Here is an 18,897-nt window from a genome sequence, read left to right on the forward strand (position 1 = left end):
AATTAAAATGGAGAGTATGAACGAATGCCTGCAGGGCCGCATCAATACCTGCTCCGCCCCAGGCGGACTGAAGATAACGGATATCAGGTTTGCCCATGTAAAAGCCTCATCCATGCACTGCATCCTGGTGAAGATAGACACGGACCAGGGCCTGGTGGGAATGGGGGAGGTGCGGGACGGGGCCAGCGCCACCTATGCCGCCATGTTAAAAAGCAGGCTCATAGGCGAAAACCCGTGTGATGTGGACCGTCTGTTCCGCAAGATAAAACAGTTCGGCGGTCCTTCCAGGCAGGGCGGGGGCGTCAGTGGGATTGAGATGGCCTTATGGGACCTGGCCGGCAAGGCATACGGTGTCCCGGTGTACAGGATGCTGGGAGGACGGTTCAGGGAACAGGTCAGGGTGTACTGCGACCTTGGCCGGACCCCGCCTTCCCAAAGGGTGAACGGAACCCTGAAAGCCAGGGCCATCAGGGAGCGTATGGACCGGTTCGGGATGAAGATGTGTAAAGTAATCGTGGGCATGGAAGAAATCCAGTACCTGTACCCGGACGAAGAACTTCTGTCAGGGCCTCAGGATTACATTGACCAGATCCTGGCAGGCCATGAGAACCTGCTGAAGGAGGATCCGGTGACAGGACTGGCGGACATAGATGATAAGCCGTTTAAGCGGAGGATGGAGGATTACGGCATGGTGCAGCATCCCTATACCTTCATACGTCCAACGGAACGGGGCCTTGACCGCTACGAGGAACATGTGGCCCAGATAAGGGAAGAACTGGGATACAGGGTGCCAATCGCCATCGACCATCTGGGTCATCTGGGACTGGATGACGCCAAACGGCTGCTAAGACGCCTTGAGAAATACAACCTGATGTGGTGCGAGGACGTCCTTCCATGCACCATGGCACAGGAATACAGGGCGCTCCGTGATTACACATCAACCCCGCTGGCATGCGGGGAGGACCTTACCTATGTGGAAAATTATGAGGCACTGTGCGCACCGGGCGGCGTGGCCGTCATCCATCCGGACATCTGTTCCGCAGGCGGGATCCTGGAATGCAAGCAGATTGGGAATATGGCCCAGAAGTACCATACGGCTATGGCGATGCACATGTGTGAGACGCCGGTGGCGGCCCTGGCAACCGGGCATGTGGGACTGGCAACCGAGAACTTCATTGCCATGGAGTTCAATGCGCCGGATGACGATTACTGGCAGGACCTGGTGACAGGCCTTCCTGAGCCGTTAATCCGGGACGGGTATCTGCATGTGCCGGAAGCTCCCGGTCTTGGGGCCGAAGGCTTTAACGACGAGGTAATCCGCCAGCATACATGGCCCGGGTATCCTGAAATCTGGGCGCCTACCGGGCAGTGGGACCGTGAATATTCCAGCGACAGGCTGTGGAGCTGATGAAAAGAGGAGTGTGTTATGGGATTAGAACATAAAATGGTTGCTGTGACTGATGGAAGGACGGCCGTTGGCAGGGAATGCATCACCATGCTCTGCAGGGAGAAGGCCGGTATCCTTATATTCATGCACGGGGAACCCATGGACCAGGCTTTAAAAGAAGAGCTGGACACCTGCCATGCAGCCTATATGGTTACGGATGCAGGGCTTTCTGACAGGGAGGCCTTAAAACAGGCTGTCAGGGAGGCGGAGGAGGCCCTTGGGCCGGCCTATGGGGTGATTTATAATTATTTTACAGTGGTGGAAGGTTCGGTTTCAAATCTTACAGAGGAACAGTTTGAAAAAAACTATAAGGAAAATATCCAATCCGCCATGACAGCTGCCCAGGTATTCGGCGCTGCTATGGACAGGGAGATGAACGGTAAGCTCATCTTCATCGGCTCCATCCACGATGATAAGCCGTCTGGGGCCTATCCGCTTTTCTCCATGGCAATGGGAGCGGTGAAGAACCTGTCCAGGGAAGCGGCCCTGGGCCTGGGGGTGAAAAACGTGTGTTCCGTATTCGTTGAACTTGGCCCTATTAAAGAGGATGTATTTGCCCCCAAAAGCAGTTACACCACCTTATATGAGGGATACCAGTACAAGATACCGTCCGGTACGGTGGGGAGCGCGTCCGATACCGCCCAGCTGTGCGGCTTTCTGTTGGATAGCCGCTGCCGGTATGTAAATGGCACGGAAATACGCATGGACGGCGGACTGCTGCTGCATTATATTGACGAAAAAGCAAACCACAGGGGATTGATGAGAGGGTAGGGATACGTATGTTTGATTTAAAGGGTAAAACAGCGCTGGTAACAGGAGGGGCCAAAGGAATCGGGGAAGGAATCTCCATGGAACTGGCCAGATGCGGCGCTAACGTGATTGTCAATTATCATACATCGTCTGACGGAAAGGCCATATGTGAGAAACTGAACAGCCTGGGGGCAAAGTGCATTGCGGTGCAGGCGGACGTGACGGATAAAGCGCAGGTGGATTCCATGATTGCGCAGGGAATGGATGCATTCGGCGGTATTGACATCCTGGTCAACAATGCGGCATACCAGTGTAATATCCCCTTTGATGAGTATGATGACCAGCATCTTTCCAGGATTTTCCATACGAACCTGTACGGCTATATCCTGTGTATGCAGGGCGTGCTGCCTTATATGAAGGAAAAGAGATATGGCAAGATCATTAACATTTCCTCGGTCCATGCGAAACGGCCCACCAACTTTGACCCGGGCTACAGCATGACAAAAGGGGCCATCAAGATGCTGACCAGGGAAAGCGCCTTGGAACTGGCGGATTACCACATTAATGTTAATTCCGTGGAATATGGTTATGTCGATATCGGGGTTAAATCCGGCAAGCCCAGGGACGTGGTGGAAAGCGGCCTGGCTGATGAGGAGCGTCTGTTTCCGTTTTCAAAGCTGAGCCTGGCTGACCGTATCAACGAGCCAAAGGACGCGGCCCATGTTGTGGCATTTCTTGCCTCCGACGAGGCGGAAATGATCCACGGCACAGCCATAAGGGCTGATTCAGGAACAATACTGGCATAGGAGGATATATGGATGTCTAAAGTTTATTATACCAATATGCATACAACGCTGAGCGAGAACCTGCTGCAGAAGCTGGCAAGACTTGTGAAACAGGCGGGAATGCTGGAGCAGATTGATTTTTCCAATAAATACACTGCCATTAAGCTTCATTTCGGGGAGCCGGGAAACCTGGCCTATCTCCGTCCCAACTATTCAAAGGTGCTGGTGGACCTGATCCGTTCACAGGGCGGCAGGGTTTTCCTCACGGACTGTAATACCCTGTATGTGGGCCGGAGGAAAAATGCCCTGGACCATCTGGACAGTGCGTATGAGGATGGCTATAATCCATTTGCCACGGGCTGCCATGTAATCATCGGCGACGGGTTAAAAGGTACGGACGATATCCTTGTGCCCGTGGATGGGGAGTATGTCCGGGAAGCCAAGATAGGAAGGGCTGTCATGGACGCGGATATCATCATATCCCTGACCCATTTCAAGGGCCATGAGGCGGCAGGCTTTGGCGGAGCCCTTAAGAACATCGGAATGGGCTGCGGCTCCAGGGCAGGCAAGATGGAGATGCATAACTCCGGCAAGCCCCATGTGGATGCGGGACTCTGCGTCGGATGCGGGGCCTGCGTCCGGCAGTGCGCCCATGGTGCAATAACCCTGGAATCCGGTAAAGCTTCCATTGACACCGCAGTGTGCGCCGGATGCGGCAGATGCATCGGAACCTGTCCCATGGACGCGGTGGCTGCGGATAACAATGAGGCCAATGACATCCTGAACAAGAAGATAGCGGAATATGCGCTGGCCGTGCTTCAGGGCCGTCCGCATTTCCATGTAAGCCTTGTGGTTGATGTGTCGCCATACTGTGACTGCCACTCGGAAAATGATATCCCCATTGTCCCAAACGTGGGCATGTTCGCTTCCTTTGACCCGGTAGCCCTGGACCTGGCGTGTGCCGATGCGGTAAACCGTCAGCCCGTAATAGAGGGCAGCGTGCTGTCCGGCAGAAACCATTGCCATGGGGACCATTTTACGGATACCCATCCCGATACCAACTGGAAGGTTGCCATTGACCATGCGGTTAAGCTGGGCCTGGGAAGCAGGGAATATGAACTCATTACGGTTTAGGAGGTAAAGCGCCGATGAAGACTTGTTTATGGGTGGGGACTTATACATGTGATGTGGAGTCCGGTGAAAGACGCGGCACGGACGGGCAGGGGATTTATGCCTTTGAATTTGACGATGAAACCCAAAGGGCCAGGCTGTGTTCCATCTATGAAGGGTGCCGCAACCCTTCCTTCCTGGCCGTATCCGGCAATATGCTGTATGCTGTCAGCGAGATGGCGGAGGGTGGATGCGTCACGGCCCTCCGGTATGATGCGGGTCAGGGCAGGTTTACCTATGTCAATGAGATGCCCATCCCGGGTTCGGCTGCCTGCCATGTCCTTATCTGGAAGGAAAAGAACTGCCTTGTAATAACCAATTACCTGTCCGGGAGCATGGTAAACCATGCGCTGCTGCCGGACGGATCCATCGGCGCCAGGAACGGTTTTTTCCAATATGAAGGAAGGGGGGAGGACCCTGTGCGCCAGGAGGGTCCCCATGCCCACTCGTCCATCCTGTCGCCGGATGGGAAGACCCTCTTTGTGGCGGACCTGGGTACGGACCGGCTGCATCATTACAGATGGGATGAAGCCAGCCAGGGACCGGTTCCCTGTGAAACCTGTCCTGAAACCTATGTCGGTCCGGGGGAAGGACCCCGCCATATGTGTTTTTCACCGGATGGAAGGTACCTGTACCTGGTCACGGAACTGAAGGGCAATGTTTTCTGCTATCAATATAACAGTGAGGACGGGCACCTTACCTTTGTCCAGAAAATCCCGTCCCTGCCGGCTTCCTACACGGGGTTCAATCTTGCGGCCGACATCCATATGTCATCCGATGGCAGGTATCTGTATGTCTCGGAGCGGGGCGCGGATATCATCAGCGTGTTTCAGGTGGACAGGGAGACAGGACTTCTGGGAACATGCAGGTTCCAGCTGTGCGGGGGAAAGAGTCCCAGGAATTTCTGCCTTTCACCCTGCGGGCGGTATATCGTGGCAGCGAACCAGGATTCCGGTAATCTGGTAATCTTCAGGAGGAATGCGCAGGACGGGCTTTTAGGGGAAGTCGTGGAGGAAATCAGGATACCGTCGCCGGTCTGTGTCAGGATGGCTGACCGGGACAGTCTTCCTTAAAGCATCCGGGATTGGAAAATGGATGTGGGAATATGATTTGAAACGTTGAATTCCGGCGCAGGACATTATATAATAAGAAATAATGTAATTTACCCGGCAGGATGGGCTGCCGGTGCCAGAAAGGAGTTCATGTGAAAAAAGCTAAAATAGCCGATGTCGCAGAGGCAGCAGGCGTTTCCACATCAACCGTATCGAATTATCTGAATGGCCGTTTCCATACAATGTCCGGCCCCACGAAAGAAAAGATTGAACAGGCCATTGCCAGACTTGATTATGTCCCGTCCTTAAGCGCCAGGAGGCTTTCCTCAAAAGGGAAGGGGCAGACGGTCTGTGTCATAGTGCCGACCCTGTTATTTAATAATGGATTATATGACAATGGTTATGGGGCCATGATCCATGCCCTGAGCAGCCTGGCAATGAAAAAGGAGTACCATATCCTGGTATATGTCCGTACCATGCATGACATACAGAAAGAAATTGATTTTATCAGAGGCATGTCGGCCTCCATCATCGATGGGTTCATCTGTTATGACTTAAGGGAATCAGACCCTTACTTCCAGTGTTTTGAAGCAGAACAGATCCCATATGTCTGTATCGGCAAATACCGTAATATGGAGGACTACCACTACGTGGCTTCCGACCATGGAAAGGTGACAAAAGAAGCAGTCATGTATCTGGCCGGCCTGGGACACAGGAAAATACTCCTCATAGCAGAGGGCCTGGGTAATATCGTGTACGATGTCCGCCTGTCAGCGTACGAGGAGGCGGTAAGGGAGGCAGGGCTTCCTTTTGAACCGGATTACATCATGGAAAGCGATTATATAACAGAAGAGGGAAGGGAAGCTGACAGCCGGAGGTTTGAACATCTCTGGAACAGCCCGCGGCGCCCAACGGCTGTCATCGTGGTACAGTCAGCGCTGGGAATCATAGAGCGTGCGGTTCCCAAGTTCCATATAAGGATACCGGAAGAGTTATCCGTCATTGTCCTGAACTACCAGAATAACGGCACGCTGGGTCTTAAGTATACCAACAGCCCCACGCAGATAGCCGATGTGGTGGGCGTTGCCTTCAAAAAGCTTCTCCGGAATATCGATAACCCCAAGCAGCGTTTTAAATCCCAGCTGGTGCAGCTGGACTTTGTGGAAGGCGAGACAACGGCAGGACCCGGGCACCTTGAGACGGACGGCTGATAAAGATGGAATAAGGTTTACCGGGCAGGATAGCGGTTAAAAGAAAGGAGATGGCAGGTGTCATCTCTTTTTATTTGGATATAATATAGATAATCCAATAAATATACTTATGCAGGGTACTTAAAAAAATGCAAGAATTTGTGAAATACAACTTGTTTCCCCCATTCACAACGTATATAATAAGCCTATATGCATTATTTACAATAAGGAAAGGGGTATACCATGGGATTTATTGATGTTATTAAAGAAAAAGCAAGAGCAGATAAGAAGACCATTGTTCTTCCGGAGTCTATGGACCGCAGGACATGGGTTGCTGCTGAAAAGATTTTAAAAGAGGATCTGGCAAATCTGGTCATTATCGGAACACCGGAGGATATCGGCGAGCACAGCAAGGGACTGGATGTGTCCGGAGCAACCATCATCAATCCGCAGACATATGAGAAGACACAGGAATATATTGATTTATTCGTGGAACTGAGGAAAGCCAAAGGAATGACCGAGGAAAAGGCCAGGGAAACCATCCTGAACGATTATGCATACTACGGCTGCCTGATGATTAAGAAGGGCGATGCCGACGGCATGGTATCCGGCGCCTGCCACTCCACTGCCAATACACTGCGCCCCTGCCTCCAGGTCATCAAGACCAAGCCAGGCACCAAGCTGGTATCCGCATTCTTCCTTATGGAAGTTCCCGACTGCCAGTTCGGGGATAACGGAACCTTTGTATTTGCTGACTGCGGTCTGAACCAGAACCCGAACCCGGAAGAGCTGGCTGCCATTGCAGTATCCTCTGCTGAGAGCTTTAAGCTGCTTACGGGAAGGGATGCCAAGGTTGCGATGCTTTCCCATTCCTCCAAGGGCAGCGCAAGCCACGCGGACGTGGACAAGGTGGTTGAGGCAACCAGACTGGCCAAGGAGATGGCTCCTGAGCTGGAACTGGACGGCGAACTCCAGCTGGATGCAGCCATTGTTCCTGAAATCGGCGAGTCCAAGGCACCGGGCAGCAAGGTGGCCGGACATGCCAATGTACTGGTATTCCCGGACCTGGATGCAGGCAACATCGGCTACAAGCTGGTGCAGAGGCTTGGCAAGGCAGAGGCCTACGGTCCCATGTGCCAGGGCATTGCAAAGCCTGTTAACGATCTGTCCAGAGGCTGCTCTGCAGATGATATCGTAGGCGTTGTGGCCATTACCGCTGTACAGTGCCAGAATAATTAATAAGATTAAGGAGAAATTACAAATATGAAGATTTTAGTTATTAACTGCGGCAGCTCTTCCTTAAAGTATCAGTTAATCGATATGGAGAATGAAAGCGTAGTGGCAAAGGGCCTCTGCGAGAGGATTGGGATTGAAGGCTCCAAGCTGACACATCAGCCGGCCGGGAAGGACAAGTTTATTATTGAGAAACCGATGCCTACCCATAAGACGGCAATTGAGATGGTCATGGAAGCCCTTCAGGATGCGGACCATGGCGTGATTAAGGATACAAGCGAGATTTCCGCCATTGGACACCGTGTACTTCACGGCGGTACTGTTTACAGTGATTCCATCGTTGTCAATGAAGATGTGAAGAGGGTCATCCGCGAATGCTTCGACCTGGGCCCCCTGCACAATCCAGCCAACCTGATGGGTATCGAGGCCTGCGAGGCAGCCATGCCCGGAACGCCTAACGTTGCTGTGTTTGATACTGCATTTGGCATGTCCATGCCAGAGAAGGCTTACATGTATGCAATTCCCCACGAGTACTTTGAGAAGTACGGCATCCGCCGCTATGGCTTCCACGGAACCAGCCATAAGTTCGTGTCCGGCGAGGCAATCAGGTTCGGCGGCCTGGATCCTGAGACTGCAAAAGTCATTGTATGCCACCTGGGCAACGGCGCCAGCGTATCTGCTTCCATCGGCGGCAAGTGCGTGGACACCAGCATGGGCTTAACACCTCTTGAAGGTCTGATCATGGGAACCAGAAGCGGTGATGTGGACCCGGCTGTGCTTCAGTTCATCATGAACAAGGAAGGCATCGATATCAACGAGATGCTGGATATCTTAAATAAGAAGTCCGGCGTTTACGGTATGACCAACGGAATCTCCAGCGACTTCCGCGACATTGAAAACGCCAAGGCTGACGGGAACCATCTGGCAGAGGTTGCGCTGGATGCATTCATCTACCGTGTGACCAAGTACATCGGTGCATATGCTGCTGCAATGAACGGCGTGGATGCAATTGCATTTACAGCAGGTGTTGGTGAGAATGACAAGACCGGAAGAAAGGCAATCTGCTCCAACCTGGCTTACATGGGCGTTAAGATTGACGATGAGGCCAATAATGTACGCGGCGAGGAGAGAGTGATTTCCGCTGCTGATTCCAAGGTAAAGGTAATGCTGATCCCGACCAACGAAGAGCTGGCAATTGCAAGAGAGACCCTGGAACTTGTTCAGTAAATTTCCATATAAATTTGCGTAATTTTGGAAACTTTTTATTGACAAACCCCTTGCGCCTATGTATAATAGCATAGGTGCATATCAAGGAGTATGATATGCTGATTAATTTATCGGAACTGTTTCCCGTTGAGGGAAAATCTAAAACATATACCCTGGAATTGGAGATGACGCAGTTTCATGCATCGGATGGTGTTTATGAGGTTGTGGAGAAGCATCCCGTTACCCTGGTGATTACCAACCAGGGGGATAAGGTGCTGACCGTGACAGGTGAAGCTGATGTGTGTCTTGAGATGCCGTGCAGCCGATGCCTTGAGTCGGTAAAGGTTCCATTCCATCTGGAGATTGACCAGAAAGTGGACATGAAGCAGACGGATGAGGAAAGGGCAGCTGATTTGGATGAACAGTTCTATATTAATGGTTATAATCTGGATGTCGACCAGCTGGTTGGTAACGAGTTAACCTTGAACCTGCCTATGAAGGTTCTCTGCAGTGAAGACTGTAAGGGAATTTCTAATAGATATGGTACAAATCCGGGCTCTGGGGAAGGTGACTGTGAAGACGGCCCACTGGACCCAAGAATGTCAGTTATCCAGGATATTTTTAAACAGTTGAAGGAGGTGTAAACCATGTCTATCTGTCCAAAGAATAAATCTTCTAAAGCAAGAAGAGACAGCCGCAGGGCAAACTGGAAGATGAGCGCTCCAAATCTGGTAAAGTGCAGCAAGTGTGGCGCCCTGATGATGCCTCACAGAGTTTGCAAGGCTTGTGGTTCTTATAACAAGAGAGAAATTGTAAGCGTTGAGGATTAATTCCAGACAAATTAAAATTCTGTGAAAAGCCAGTCAATATGCGGTCTTTGGGGGATTCCCCCGGGACCGCATATTTTTTGGTTCCATGAATAAGCCAGGCCATTGGCATGCAGTAATCCTTCATGATTTAAAGAACCGCCTTTTAGGGATATCGATGGCTCCTGTCCATGTGAAACCCTGTCCTTCTAAAGTTAATCTTTATTTCCAGGAAATATAAGGAAAAGGAAAGGAATGCAGAAATCAGAACTGTTATAATAAAAACAGATTAGTAAATGTGGATTTTATCAGAGAGGGGAGGGCCTGCCATGAAGAAAAGTGCAGTATCTGTTTTTATTGCAGCAGGGCTGATGTCTGTCCTGCTGTCCGGTTGCCAGTTTGGGGGAGGGACAAACAAAGAAGCGGAGGAGAATGTATCAGTGCCGGCTGCCGGCACAGGGCAGTAGCCAGGAGCGGAAACATGGGAACCGGAAACACGTGAACCGGAAATACGTGAACCGGAAACACAGGAACCGGTTTCCCTTCTGCCATATCAGTTTGCCGGAGCGTATGGAATCATCCGGTCGGAATACCCGGTTTACGAACTGGATACGGTAATTGAATCGAAGCTGCCTCAAAAAGAAAAGACCATATCCCTGACATCTGCCCTTCACCAGAAGCAGGAGCTGCTTGTAAGCATGGTCCTGGACGATTATTCGGAAGTACATAAAATCCCGGCAGGCGGGGAACCTCCCGCAGATGGTATGTATATAACGTTAAGCGACGGGAGCATGATGATTGTCTCGGAGAAATATCAGGACGGGCTTTGGAAATCAGGCGAAGGCCTGTTCCTGACAGGACCTGGTATTCCGGAAAACGGAATTAAGCCTGTGGAATCAATATATGGGGATTATCCTTCCTATTTTGAGGCATATGGGAACAGACGTCATATCATCGAGGCAAGATTTGAGTTACCAGCCGCTCCGGCGCCTGAAGACACGTTATCCGGTTATGCGCTCCGCCTTCTCGATTTTGAGGATCCGGTGGAATTTACCCTGAAACGTGTGCCTGAATATGGAACGTTGGAGGGACTTGCAGAAGCGGAACACGGAAGCATGGATACCCATGATGGCATTTCTATCATAAGCATGGGGGAAAAGGTAAGGGAGGGAATCCTCATATCCTGGTATGTATACAGTGAAGCTGGGGAAACGCCCATAAGCATTGCATATAAACCGCCTTCCCTGGATATGGACCTGCCAACCATATCCGGCAGCGGGAAACAGTATGCAATCAGGGAATTGTCTGCCAATCCCTATTGGGACAATCTTGGCCACTACCGGCTGTCAGATGTGAGACAATATGGACGGCGTACCAGATGCCTGTTCGATGTTCCGCAGGAAGAGCAGGATGGGTCTTTCCAGATTAATATTCCCGGAATCACGTTCTTGAACCGTGAGGAATCCGCGCCTGTCACGCTGCCCATCCCGGAGGACCGGGAAGGATTAAACGAACTCATTCCCTGGCAGGACGGTTCTGTGCGTATCCTTGGCATTGCAAGGTTGAAGGAACCCCGTCCGGCGGAAACAGGGGGTAAAAGAGATGAAGTTAAAGCGGTGGGCAGACCGGAGGTATACATCAATGTGACGGCAGTGCATGAAGACAGGGACCTTACATTAAAAGGCCTGCTCTGCCAGCGGAAGTTAAGCAGGGGAGGATGGGAACGTGAGCAGTATGACTTTGACGGGAAGGGCAATCTCAGCGGCTTCCATATTTATTATGACGAAGGCGACACTGAAGTAACGCTGAAGTTCCATGGCGCGGCGTTTTACTGGAACCAGCCTTATGTGATGCGGCTTGACGGCGCTGAAATGGCTTCTGTTCCGGTTTTTTGGGAACATCCCTTGTAAATCGGGCCGCGCTATTGCTATTTTCGACTGCTTTTGTTATACTGAAGAACATATATGTATGTGAACAATTAACTGCTTTGTCAATTGGCAGTGTTTGGATATAGGTATAGGGATAGTAAAAAGCAATTCGATATATCAGATCAGGAATAGGTGGTTGAATCATGGTAAACTTGGCAGGGCAAAGCGGGGATTTATTGTTTCAGGATGCAGGGGGGAGCTGTCCGGCCGCGCTGGATATGCTGAAAACTGGTATTATCTGTTGCCTTCTGGATAAGGACATGACATTCCAGTGGGGGAATTCCGGTTTTTTCAGCAGTATCGGTCATTCCAGGGAAAGTTTCCACAGCAGTTTTTGCAGCCTGCGGCAATACTATGCGGCGCTGCCGGATGAGTTTGAGTTGATTCGCAGTGAATTGACGAAGGCGGATGAGGGTGGAAGATGCGATATCGGGATGACCGTACGTCTGCCTCAGAGAGAGGGGGGACATGCCTGGGCCAATCTTAGCGGAACCATCCGGATAGACCCTGCAACAGGAGCGCCGGTGCTGCAGGCCGAGTTTGCGGGCGTGGATACGCTGGTTGCCGTGAAAGAGGAGCAGGAACGGCTTTACCGGCAGAAACTGCAGTATTTCCATTGGATGCTGGATACATACGAGGGTAATGTTTATGTAAGCGATATGGATGACTATGAGTTGCTGTATGTGAACCAGCATTCCTGTGATGTGCTGGGAATGCCTGCCGTTAAGCTGGTTGGACGGAAGTGCTATGAGGTGATACAGGGCAGGACAACTCCCTGCCCCTTCTGTACCAATAACAGACTGACTGAGGATGACTTCTACGAGTGGGAATTTCAAAACCCGGTCCTGGAACGGACGTTCTGGATTAAGAACCGGATCATCGATTGGAAGGGGCACAGGGCGCGGCTTGAACTTTCCCATGACATGTACAGTACGGAATATAAGCTGGCCAAAAAGGATCAGGAAAGAGAGGCGCTGATTCGCAGCATCCCGGGCGGATTGGCCAGGATAGATGGCCGCGATATGCAGACCGTCCTGTGGTACAGCGGCGGTTTCCTGGAACTGATTGGTTATACAGAAGAACAATTTGAGGAGGAGCTGTGTTCCCAATGTGACTACATTCACCCGGATGACATTGAGCGCATAGCCGGTGTCATGGAGCAGTCCAGGATAACAGGCGGGGCCACGGCTGCGGAAATCCGTATCGTGACCCATGACGGTACCGTTAAGATCCTGATGGTAACCTACAGCTATGTCAGCGAAGACAAGAGCTGGGATGGGGTTCCTTCCTATTACAGTGTAGGCGTTGATGTGACGGCGGAGCGCAGGGAGCAGGCCCGGCAGAAGCAGGCCCTTGAAGATGCATGCAAGACTGCGCAGATTGCCAATGATGCCAAGACCAACTTCCTTTCCTCCATGTCCCACGATATCCGTACGCCCATGAACGCCATCATCGGTATGTCGGTCATTGCCCAGGCAAACCTTAAGTCCCCGGAAAAGATACAGGACTGCCTGAACAAGATTAATGTTTCCAGCCGGCATCTCCTGAGCCTCATCAATGAGGTCCTGGATATGTCGAAAATCGAAAGCGGGAAGATTGACCTTATCTCCGAGACAATCTCACTGCCAGAACTGATTGAAGATGTCATGGATGTATTCCGCCCCCTGGCTGCGGAAAAGCATCAGGAGCTGCAGGTTAACGCCGACCATGTGCGGCATGAGAACGTGATAACAGATCAGAACCGCCTGCGTCAGGTGCTGGTTAACCTTCTCTCCAATGCAGTTAAATATACTCCTGATGGCGGATGTGTGGGATTATGGATCCGGGAAGTGCCGTCTTTTGCCAAAGGACGGGGACAGTATGAATTCATTGTCACTGACAATGGTATCGGGATGTCTGAAGAGTTCCTTCCTCATGTTTTTGAACCCTTTGCCCGTGCAAAGGATCCTACAATCAATCAGGTACAGGGTACAGGGCTTGGCATGGCAATCACACAGAATATCGTGCGGATGATGAATGGCACCATTGAGGTCAGGAGCAATCCTGGACAGGGGAGCCGTTTCATTGTGGCTGTTTCTTTTGAACTGTGTGAAGAGGCGGAGGATGACCTGGGGGAGTTGACCGGCCTGCCAGTGCTGGTGGTGGACGATGACCAGATCATCTGTGAGAGTGCAGCAGAAATCCTGGACGAGCTGGGCATGCATAGCAGCTGGGTGCTGAGCGGAAGGGAAGCTGTGTGCCGCGTGGTGGAAGCCCACGAGGCAAAAGAGGACTTCTTTTCTGTAATCCTGGACTGGAAGATGCCGGAAATGGATGGCCTTGAAACCCTTAAGATAATCAGGAAGAAGCTGGGGATGGATATTCCTGTCATTGTCATTTCGGCTTACGATTACTCCGATATTGAAGACGAGTTCCGGCGGGCAGGTGCAGACGCCTTTATTACAAAACCACTGTTTAAGTCCAAGATATCCCACACCTTCCACCAGTTCTGCCAGAGCGGGCGCTCTGACGCAGCGGCATACCCTGCCGCGGAAGCAGGTTCCAGTCTGGAAGGGAAGAAAATCCTGCTGGTGGAGGACAACCGGCTTAACCGGGAAATCGCATCGGAACTGCTGATAATGTTTGGCCTTGTTCTCGATGAGGCAGAGAACGGGAAGTCTGCAGTGGAGAAATTCGAGGCATCCGCGTCAGGTGAATACGACTGCATCCTGATGGACATCCAGATGCCGGTCATGGATGGCTATGAGGCAACCGAGGCCATACGGGCGCTGAAGAGGGAAGATGCCAAAACGGTTCCCATCCTTGCGCTGACAGCCAATGCATTTGCCACGGATATTGGAAAGGCCCACAGCGCGGGCATGAATGACCATGTGGCAAAACCCATTGAAGTCAAACTGCTTATGGAGACCCTGCAAAGATGGATCCGATAGGGGATGGAATGGGGATTCCCGAAGCAGTCCGGAATCAGGGGCAGTCTGGAAGCAGGATGTTCCTTGTTCCCGGAATATGAAGCTGGGACATGGACTCCATGGTCCTGTGGAATTCATCAATGATAAACTCTTCCAGAAGGGCGGAGAACCGGACAAAATCCCGTTTTTCCAAAGACGCGGTCAATGCTTCCTGATACGGGGCGTATATGGCATTGATGGATTCCTGGTTTTTCTCCATCATGCCCCGGAGCGCGTAAGCCCAGAAAAACTGACGGAGCAGTTCTGAATAAACGGTACGTATGGTCTGATAGGGAGCGTGTTGCGCAATCAGATTCAGTATGAAATAAGACAGGGTCTCCCCGTGCCCTGCCTTTTTCTGTGCCTTCAGTTCCTGGCACATCCGTTCGATTGAATCAGGGGAGAGGGAGGAGAGGGTGAGCGTGGATACGTCTTTGCAGGATAATGCAAGCATCTGGAGGCTGTCAGCCGTATCCAAAAGCCTGCGCTGGAGGACCGGTTTGGTAAAATCGCTGTTCTCCGTGGCGTTTTCAAACGGAAGTACCTGCGTGCCCACATATCTGGAAGCCTTGATTGCCCCCACGCTGGCCAGCAGTTCAAGTGCCCTGCGGACCGTGCTCAGCGAAATCCCCTTTTGATTGGCAAGCTCCTTCTGGGAAGGGAGAATGCTTCCGGCAGGATATATTCCCCTGCTGATTGAGATAAGCAGTTCCATGGCAAAGGAGTAGCACATCTGCTGGCTTTTTTTGTAGGAACTCCAGGCAAAAGCCATCTCCTCTTCCGGGGCTGGCATGGTAATCCTGTCCCTGTAAAACCGTGAAATGGCAGTAGACAGGTTTTCAACCGGCTGTTCCACTGCGGCGCGCAGCGCCTTCCAGTCCCTGTTTTGGCAGATACGCAGGATATTCGGCAGATAATCAAGAGAGTGGTCAAAGTACTGCCTGTTTTCCGCAATGCTGAAAAAGGGATTATGTAAAAACATGAAGGACTGCCAGACAAGGCGCATGAGAAGGTTATTTCCAAGAGCATCATATTTCTGGTTGAGGTGTTTCAGTATGGCATAAGGCGCCATCTGATTTATCCCTCCAAAAATCCCTTCCATGGCCGTCAGCATCTCCGGGGAAGCATTTTTCAGCCCAAGGTACTGGGCATTGCAAAACAGAGGCTGTATGGAGCGGCCTAAATCAATGATTGCATGTTTACGTGTAGAAAAAAAAGTTTGGATATATTCCTCTGTCTCTTGGGCATTATAATCCACTTTAACAGTGGCGCCCACGTTTTTCGACAGGGTGATATATCCTTTTTCTTTGAGTTTAAGGTATGCGGACCGCGCCGTATCCACGGATACGCAAAGCCGTGCGCTGGTTTCTTCTATGGTGGGGAGCTTTTCACGGAAATGATAGACTCCAAACTGTATCTGGGTAAGCAGGACATTGTAAACGACCGTACGCAATTCTGTGCTGTTTTCCAAACTTTTTCCTCCATTGTAATGTTAATGTAAAATTTCCTATATAGGTAGTATACCATTTCTGGGACTGCGTTTCCACGATTTTTTCCGGCTTTCAGCAAGAGATTGCTATTTTCATCTTTCTTTGCTATACTTAGCATACATATGTATGTGGACAATTAGGGGTTACCCAGTAAAGACGGAAAAGCGAGGAGCCAGGACCGATGCGTAGGATGAAGAAGAAACGGAAGAATTTTGTAGGGCGCAGCCTGCAGATGAGTGTTGTCAGCACGGTAATCCTGATTCTGCTGATGTTTTGTTATCTGGCCATGACCATCGTGAATTCCACCAAGCTGGCAGATCAGACAGAGGTCATATCAACCCACCCGTTTGAGGTGGTGATTGCTGCTGGCGATATTAAACTTTATGTATCGGAAATGGGCCTGCGCACCGAACGCCTGAAGCGCCACCATGACAGCGAGGATGTGGAGATTGCAGGCGCCAGGCTGAAGGAACTGGTCCTCTCCCTGGAAGAACCGGTTGCGCGGATGGAGGAACTGTATCTAGGGGATGCAGAAGATGTGCAGGCGCTTAAGGATACCCTGGTACATTTACAGGCGGAGCAGGACGGTTACCTGGCTTTTTGCACAAACCGGCATATAACGGAAAAGGAAATCGAGGCTTACGATCAGGAACATCTTGAACCCCTCTATGACCAGGCCCTTCAACAGACCGGGAAGATCATAAGTATTGCCCAGGCCAAGAAAGTGGGATATGGCGTCACCGCTGAAAGGCTGAGGGTTACCAGCCTGACCGGTTCCATTGTACTGATGGGAATGATGCTTGCCGTGCTTCTGGTATCCCAGTATGTGCTGCACCGGCAGCGCAGGGAACTGGTTTACCGCAGTAAGCTTTTTGACAAGCTATCGCTGAGCATTGATGACGCGTTCATCATCCGGGATGCCGATACCGGATATATCAGCTACCGCGGGCTGAACCTGGAACGGATACTGGGAATCAGCATGGCGGAAGTAGAAAACTTTTATAAAGGCCTGAAAGAGGAGGATGCCCTGGCAATCCGGGAGGGAATCAGGAATCCCGGCTTCAGTTCCCCTTATGAAAGACTGGTGGAATATACAAAACCGAATAAGGAAAAATTCTGGATGCTGGTCCGGGTCTACCGGGCGGATGACCTGAACACGCCGCAGCTGATTACCGTATTTTCCGACCGTACGGAAGAGGTACGCTCACGCCAGGCCCTGCAGGAGGCCATGATGTCCGCCGAGAGGGCCAATATGGCGAAAAGCGAATTCCTCTCCAGGATGAGCCATGAAATCCGCACGCCGTTAAATGCCATCATCGGCCTGACCACCATTGCGGCGGCCTCAATCAGGGATACCGCCAAAGCGGAAGACTGTCTTGCCAAAATCACCTTCTCATCCAAGCATCTGCTGATGCTGATTAATGATGTGCTGGATATGTCAAAGATTGAGAGCAGCAAAATGGTTCTGCAGGACGAACCATTTGATATATTTGAGCTTGTCAATGGGTTTGTATCCACGGTATACGCCCAGGCAAAGGAAAAAGGCATTGAGTTCAGGGAAACGATGGAGGGATTCGGGGAGGATACCGTCTTTATCGGCGATTCGCTGCGGCTTAACCAGATTCTTTTAAACCTCAGTTCCAACGCAGTGAAGTTCACCGCGCCCGGGGGCTGTATCCGTTTGGAGGTTTCCCGCCACAGGAACGGGAATGCGGCGGATGTGCTCCGCTTCATCCTCTCCGATACCGGAATCGGTATGACAAAAGATGCAATGGAAAGAATCTTCCAACCGTTTGAACAGGCCGATGCCACCATCTCGAAGCGTTACGGAGGCACGGGACTGGGGATGTCCATTACCAGGAACCTGATAACGCTGATGGGCGGCCAGATCCAGATAGAAAGCGAATCCGGCGTTGGAACAACCTGTATTGTGGATATTCCGTTTAAGAAAGGGGAAGGGAGCTGCCTGCCGGAGCCTGATTTTGCGCAGCAGGGCCTCCAGGCGCTCATTGTGGACGATGAGCAGCAGGTCTGTGAACAGACTGCGGTTCTGCTGGAAAAAATAAAAATCAGCGCAAAGTGGAGCCTGTCCGGCGCGGACGCCGTTGACCATGTTAAAAAAATGCACCGGGAAGGCCGGGATATCGACCTGTGCCTCATCGACTGGAAAATGCCGGACATGGATGGCGTTGAGGTGACCCGCCGCATCCGGCGGGAAGTGGGCAATGACATTCCTATCGTGATGATTTCGGCATACGATATTTCAGAAGTGGAAGAAGAGGCACGGGCGGCCGGAGTGAATGGTTTCCTTCCCAAACCCCTTTACCGTACCTCTGTCTATAATGCCATCAAGTCGGCTTTGGGGGGTAAGGGAGGGACATCCTGTGACGGGGAAGGAAAAACCGGCGGAAAGCCTCTGGATGGTTTCCGTCTGCTGATGGCCGAGGACAATGCGCTCAATCAGGAAATCGCGGCAACACTGCTGCGCATGAATGGGGCTGACGTGGACTGCGTGGAGGATGGACAGCAGGCGCTGGATTCCTTCCTCGCTTCAAAACCAGGTGATTATGATGCCATCCTGATGGATGTGCAGATGCCGGTCATGGACGGGCATGAGGCAGCCAGGCGTATCCGTGCCTCGGGCCATCCGCTGGCCCTCACGATCCCCATCATTGCGACAACAGCCAATGCCTTTAATGATGATATCTCCGCGGCCCTGGCAGCCGGGATGGACACCCATGTCAGCAAACCTCTGGATATCACCCAGCTCTGTAAGACCCTTGTGGACTGCATCCGCAAACAGGATGCCTGAAATTAAGAGGACACCTGGACATCCATATGCCGGTTCAGGGATGAAAGACCTATACGTACTATAAATAAGGATACATCTAC

Annotated in this window: 15 protein-coding genes; 14 read left to right on the forward strand and 1 reads right to left on the reverse strand. The window is 51.5% G+C overall.

Translation table 11 applies throughout. The features are described from left to right. Nucleotides 1-7: 7 nt before the first annotated feature. The 13 genes from LK536_RS29900 to LK536_RS29960 all read left to right on the forward strand — a co-directional run bounded on the left by LK536_RS29900 (nucleotide 8) and on the right by LK536_RS29960 (nucleotide 14,497). The gene (locus LK536_RS29900) at nucleotides 8-1,408 is read left to right on the forward strand and encodes a mandelate racemase/muconate lactonizing enzyme family protein (RefSeq protein ID WP_008726012.1); all 1,401 of its coding nucleotides are present in this window, start codon (nucleotides 8-10) and stop codon (nucleotides 1,406-1,408) included. A gap of 18 nt (nucleotides 1,409-1,426) precedes the next feature. Continuing rightward, complete coding sequence (locus LK536_RS29905) at nucleotides 1,427-2,218, forward strand: SDR family NAD(P)-dependent oxidoreductase (RefSeq protein WP_227794795.1); 792 nt, start codon at nucleotides 1,427-1,429, stop codon at nucleotides 2,216-2,218. 8 nt (nucleotides 2,219-2,226) lie between these two features. Beyond that, on the forward strand, nucleotides 2,227-3,003 hold the full coding sequence (locus tag LK536_RS29910; protein ID WP_025487243.1) for an SDR family NAD(P)-dependent oxidoreductase: 777 nt from the start codon (nucleotides 2,227-2,229) through the stop codon (nucleotides 3,001-3,003). Between the two features lie 6 nt (nucleotides 3,004-3,009). Then, nucleotides 3,010-4,116: a DUF362 domain-containing protein gene (locus LK536_RS29915; protein ID WP_025487244.1), complete on the forward strand. Its 1,107-nt coding sequence runs from the start codon at nucleotides 3,010-3,012 to the stop codon at nucleotides 4,114-4,116. A gap of 14 nt (nucleotides 4,117-4,130) precedes the next feature. Then, nucleotides 4,131-5,225, forward strand: a complete 1,095-nt coding sequence (locus tag LK536_RS29920; protein ID WP_227794796.1) for a lactonase family protein — start codon at nucleotides 4,131-4,133, stop codon at nucleotides 5,223-5,225. Between the two features lie 131 nt (nucleotides 5,226-5,356). Then, the gene (locus LK536_RS29925; protein ID WP_227794797.1) at nucleotides 5,357-6,415 is read left to right on the forward strand and encodes a LacI family DNA-binding transcriptional regulator; all 1,059 of its coding nucleotides are present in this window, start codon (nucleotides 5,357-5,359) and stop codon (nucleotides 6,413-6,415) included. Nucleotides 6,416-6,637: 222 nt separating this feature from the next. Then, the gene (pta, locus tag LK536_RS29930; RefSeq protein WP_025487247.1) at nucleotides 6,638-7,633 is read left to right on the forward strand and encodes a phosphate acetyltransferase; all 996 of its coding nucleotides are present in this window, start codon (nucleotides 6,638-6,640) and stop codon (nucleotides 7,631-7,633) included. 24 nt (nucleotides 7,634-7,657) lie between these two features. After that, nucleotides 7,658-8,854, forward strand: coding sequence for an acetate/propionate family kinase (locus LK536_RS29935; protein WP_008725999.1), 1,197 nt, complete (start codon nucleotides 7,658-7,660; stop codon nucleotides 8,852-8,854). Between the two features lie 95 nt (nucleotides 8,855-8,949). After that, nucleotides 8,950-9,477 (forward strand): YceD family protein, encoded by a 528-nt coding sequence (locus LK536_RS29940; RefSeq protein ID WP_227794798.1) that lies wholly within the window; start codon nucleotides 8,950-8,952, stop codon nucleotides 9,475-9,477. A gap of 3 nt (nucleotides 9,478-9,480) precedes the next feature. After that, on the forward strand, nucleotides 9,481-9,663 hold the full coding sequence (gene rpmF, locus LK536_RS29945; protein ID WP_002564324.1) for a 50S ribosomal protein L32: 183 nt from the start codon (nucleotides 9,481-9,483) through the stop codon (nucleotides 9,661-9,663). 305 nt (nucleotides 9,664-9,968) lie between these two features. Next, nucleotides 9,969-10,106 carry a hypothetical protein gene (locus tag LK536_RS29950; RefSeq protein ID WP_227794799.1) on the forward strand — a complete coding sequence of 46 codons (138 nt, stop codon included), beginning with the start codon at nucleotides 9,969-9,971 and terminating at the stop codon, nucleotides 10,104-10,106. Nucleotides 10,107-10,337: 231 nt separating this feature from the next. Then, on the forward strand, nucleotides 10,338-11,549 hold the full coding sequence (locus LK536_RS29955; protein WP_227794800.1) for a hypothetical protein: 1,212 nt from the start codon (nucleotides 10,338-10,340) through the stop codon (nucleotides 11,547-11,549). Between the two features lie 161 nt (nucleotides 11,550-11,710). After that, a complete protein-coding gene (locus LK536_RS29960) occupies nucleotides 11,711-14,497 on the forward strand; it encodes a PAS domain-containing hybrid sensor histidine kinase/response regulator (RefSeq protein WP_120056048.1) in 2,787 nt (928 codons plus the stop codon). A 34-nt stretch (nucleotides 14,498-14,531) separates the two neighbouring features. Here the strand turns inward: LK536_RS29960 and LK536_RS29965 are convergent, their stop codons facing one another. Further along, nucleotides 14,532-15,986 carry a GntR family transcriptional regulator gene (locus LK536_RS29965; protein ID WP_227794801.1) on the reverse strand — a complete coding sequence of 485 codons (1,455 nt, stop codon included), beginning with the start codon at nucleotides 15,984-15,986 and terminating at the stop codon, nucleotides 14,532-14,534. 209 nt (nucleotides 15,987-16,195) lie between these two features. Here LK536_RS29965 and LK536_RS29970 point away from each other — a divergent pair, with 209 nt between their 5' ends. Then, nucleotides 16,196-18,817: a response regulator gene (locus tag LK536_RS29970; RefSeq protein WP_506092010.1), complete on the forward strand. Its 2,622-nt coding sequence runs from the start codon at nucleotides 16,196-16,198 to the stop codon at nucleotides 18,815-18,817. Nucleotides 18,818-18,897: the final 80 nt, after the last annotated feature.

Source organism: Clostridium pacaense (genome assembly GCF_020709765.2).
In the GTDB taxonomy this organism is placed as follows: domain Bacteria; phylum Bacillota; class Clostridia; order Lachnospirales; family Lachnospiraceae; genus Enterocloster; species Enterocloster hominis.

What these genes read in the sequence shown, in the direction of transcription:
- LK536_RS29900 (WP_008726012.1), top strand. Translation starts at nt 8, where the DNA reads ATGGAGAGTATGAACGAATGCCTGCAGGGCCGCATCAATACCTGCTCC.
- LK536_RS29905 (WP_227794795.1), top strand. Translation starts at nt 1,427, where the DNA reads ATGGGATTAGAACATAAAATGGTTGCTGTGACTGATGGAAGGACGGCC.
- LK536_RS29910 (WP_025487243.1), top strand. Translation starts at nt 2,227, where the DNA reads ATGTTTGATTTAAAGGGTAAAACAGCGCTGGTAACAGGAGGGGCCAAA.
- LK536_RS29920 (WP_227794796.1), top strand. Translation starts at nt 4,131, where the DNA reads ATGAAGACTTGTTTATGGGTGGGGACTTATACATGTGATGTGGAGTCC.
- pta (WP_025487247.1), top strand. Translation starts at nt 6,638, where the DNA reads ATGGGATTTATTGATGTTATTAAAGAAAAAGCAAGAGCAGATAAGAAG.
- LK536_RS29935 (WP_008725999.1), top strand. Translation starts at nt 7,658, where the DNA reads ATGAAGATTTTAGTTATTAACTGCGGCAGCTCTTCCTTAAAGTATCAG.
- LK536_RS29940 (WP_227794798.1), top strand. Translation starts at nt 8,950, where the DNA reads ATGCTGATTAATTTATCGGAACTGTTTCCCGTTGAGGGAAAATCTAAA.
- rpmF (WP_002564324.1), top strand. Translation starts at nt 9,481, where the DNA reads ATGTCTATCTGTCCAAAGAATAAATCTTCTAAAGCAAGAAGAGACAGC.
- LK536_RS29950 (WP_227794799.1), top strand. Translation starts at nt 9,969, where the DNA reads ATGAAGAAAAGTGCAGTATCTGTTTTTATTGCAGCAGGGCTGATGTCT.
- LK536_RS29955 (WP_227794800.1), top strand. Translation starts at nt 10,338, where the DNA reads ATGGTCCTGGACGATTATTCGGAAGTACATAAAATCCCGGCAGGCGGG.
- LK536_RS29960 (WP_120056048.1), top strand. Translation starts at nt 11,711, where the DNA reads ATGGTAAACTTGGCAGGGCAAAGCGGGGATTTATTGTTTCAGGATGCA.
- LK536_RS29970 (WP_506092010.1), top strand. Translation starts at nt 16,196, where the DNA reads ATGAAGAAGAAACGGAAGAATTTTGTAGGGCGCAGCCTGCAGATGAGT.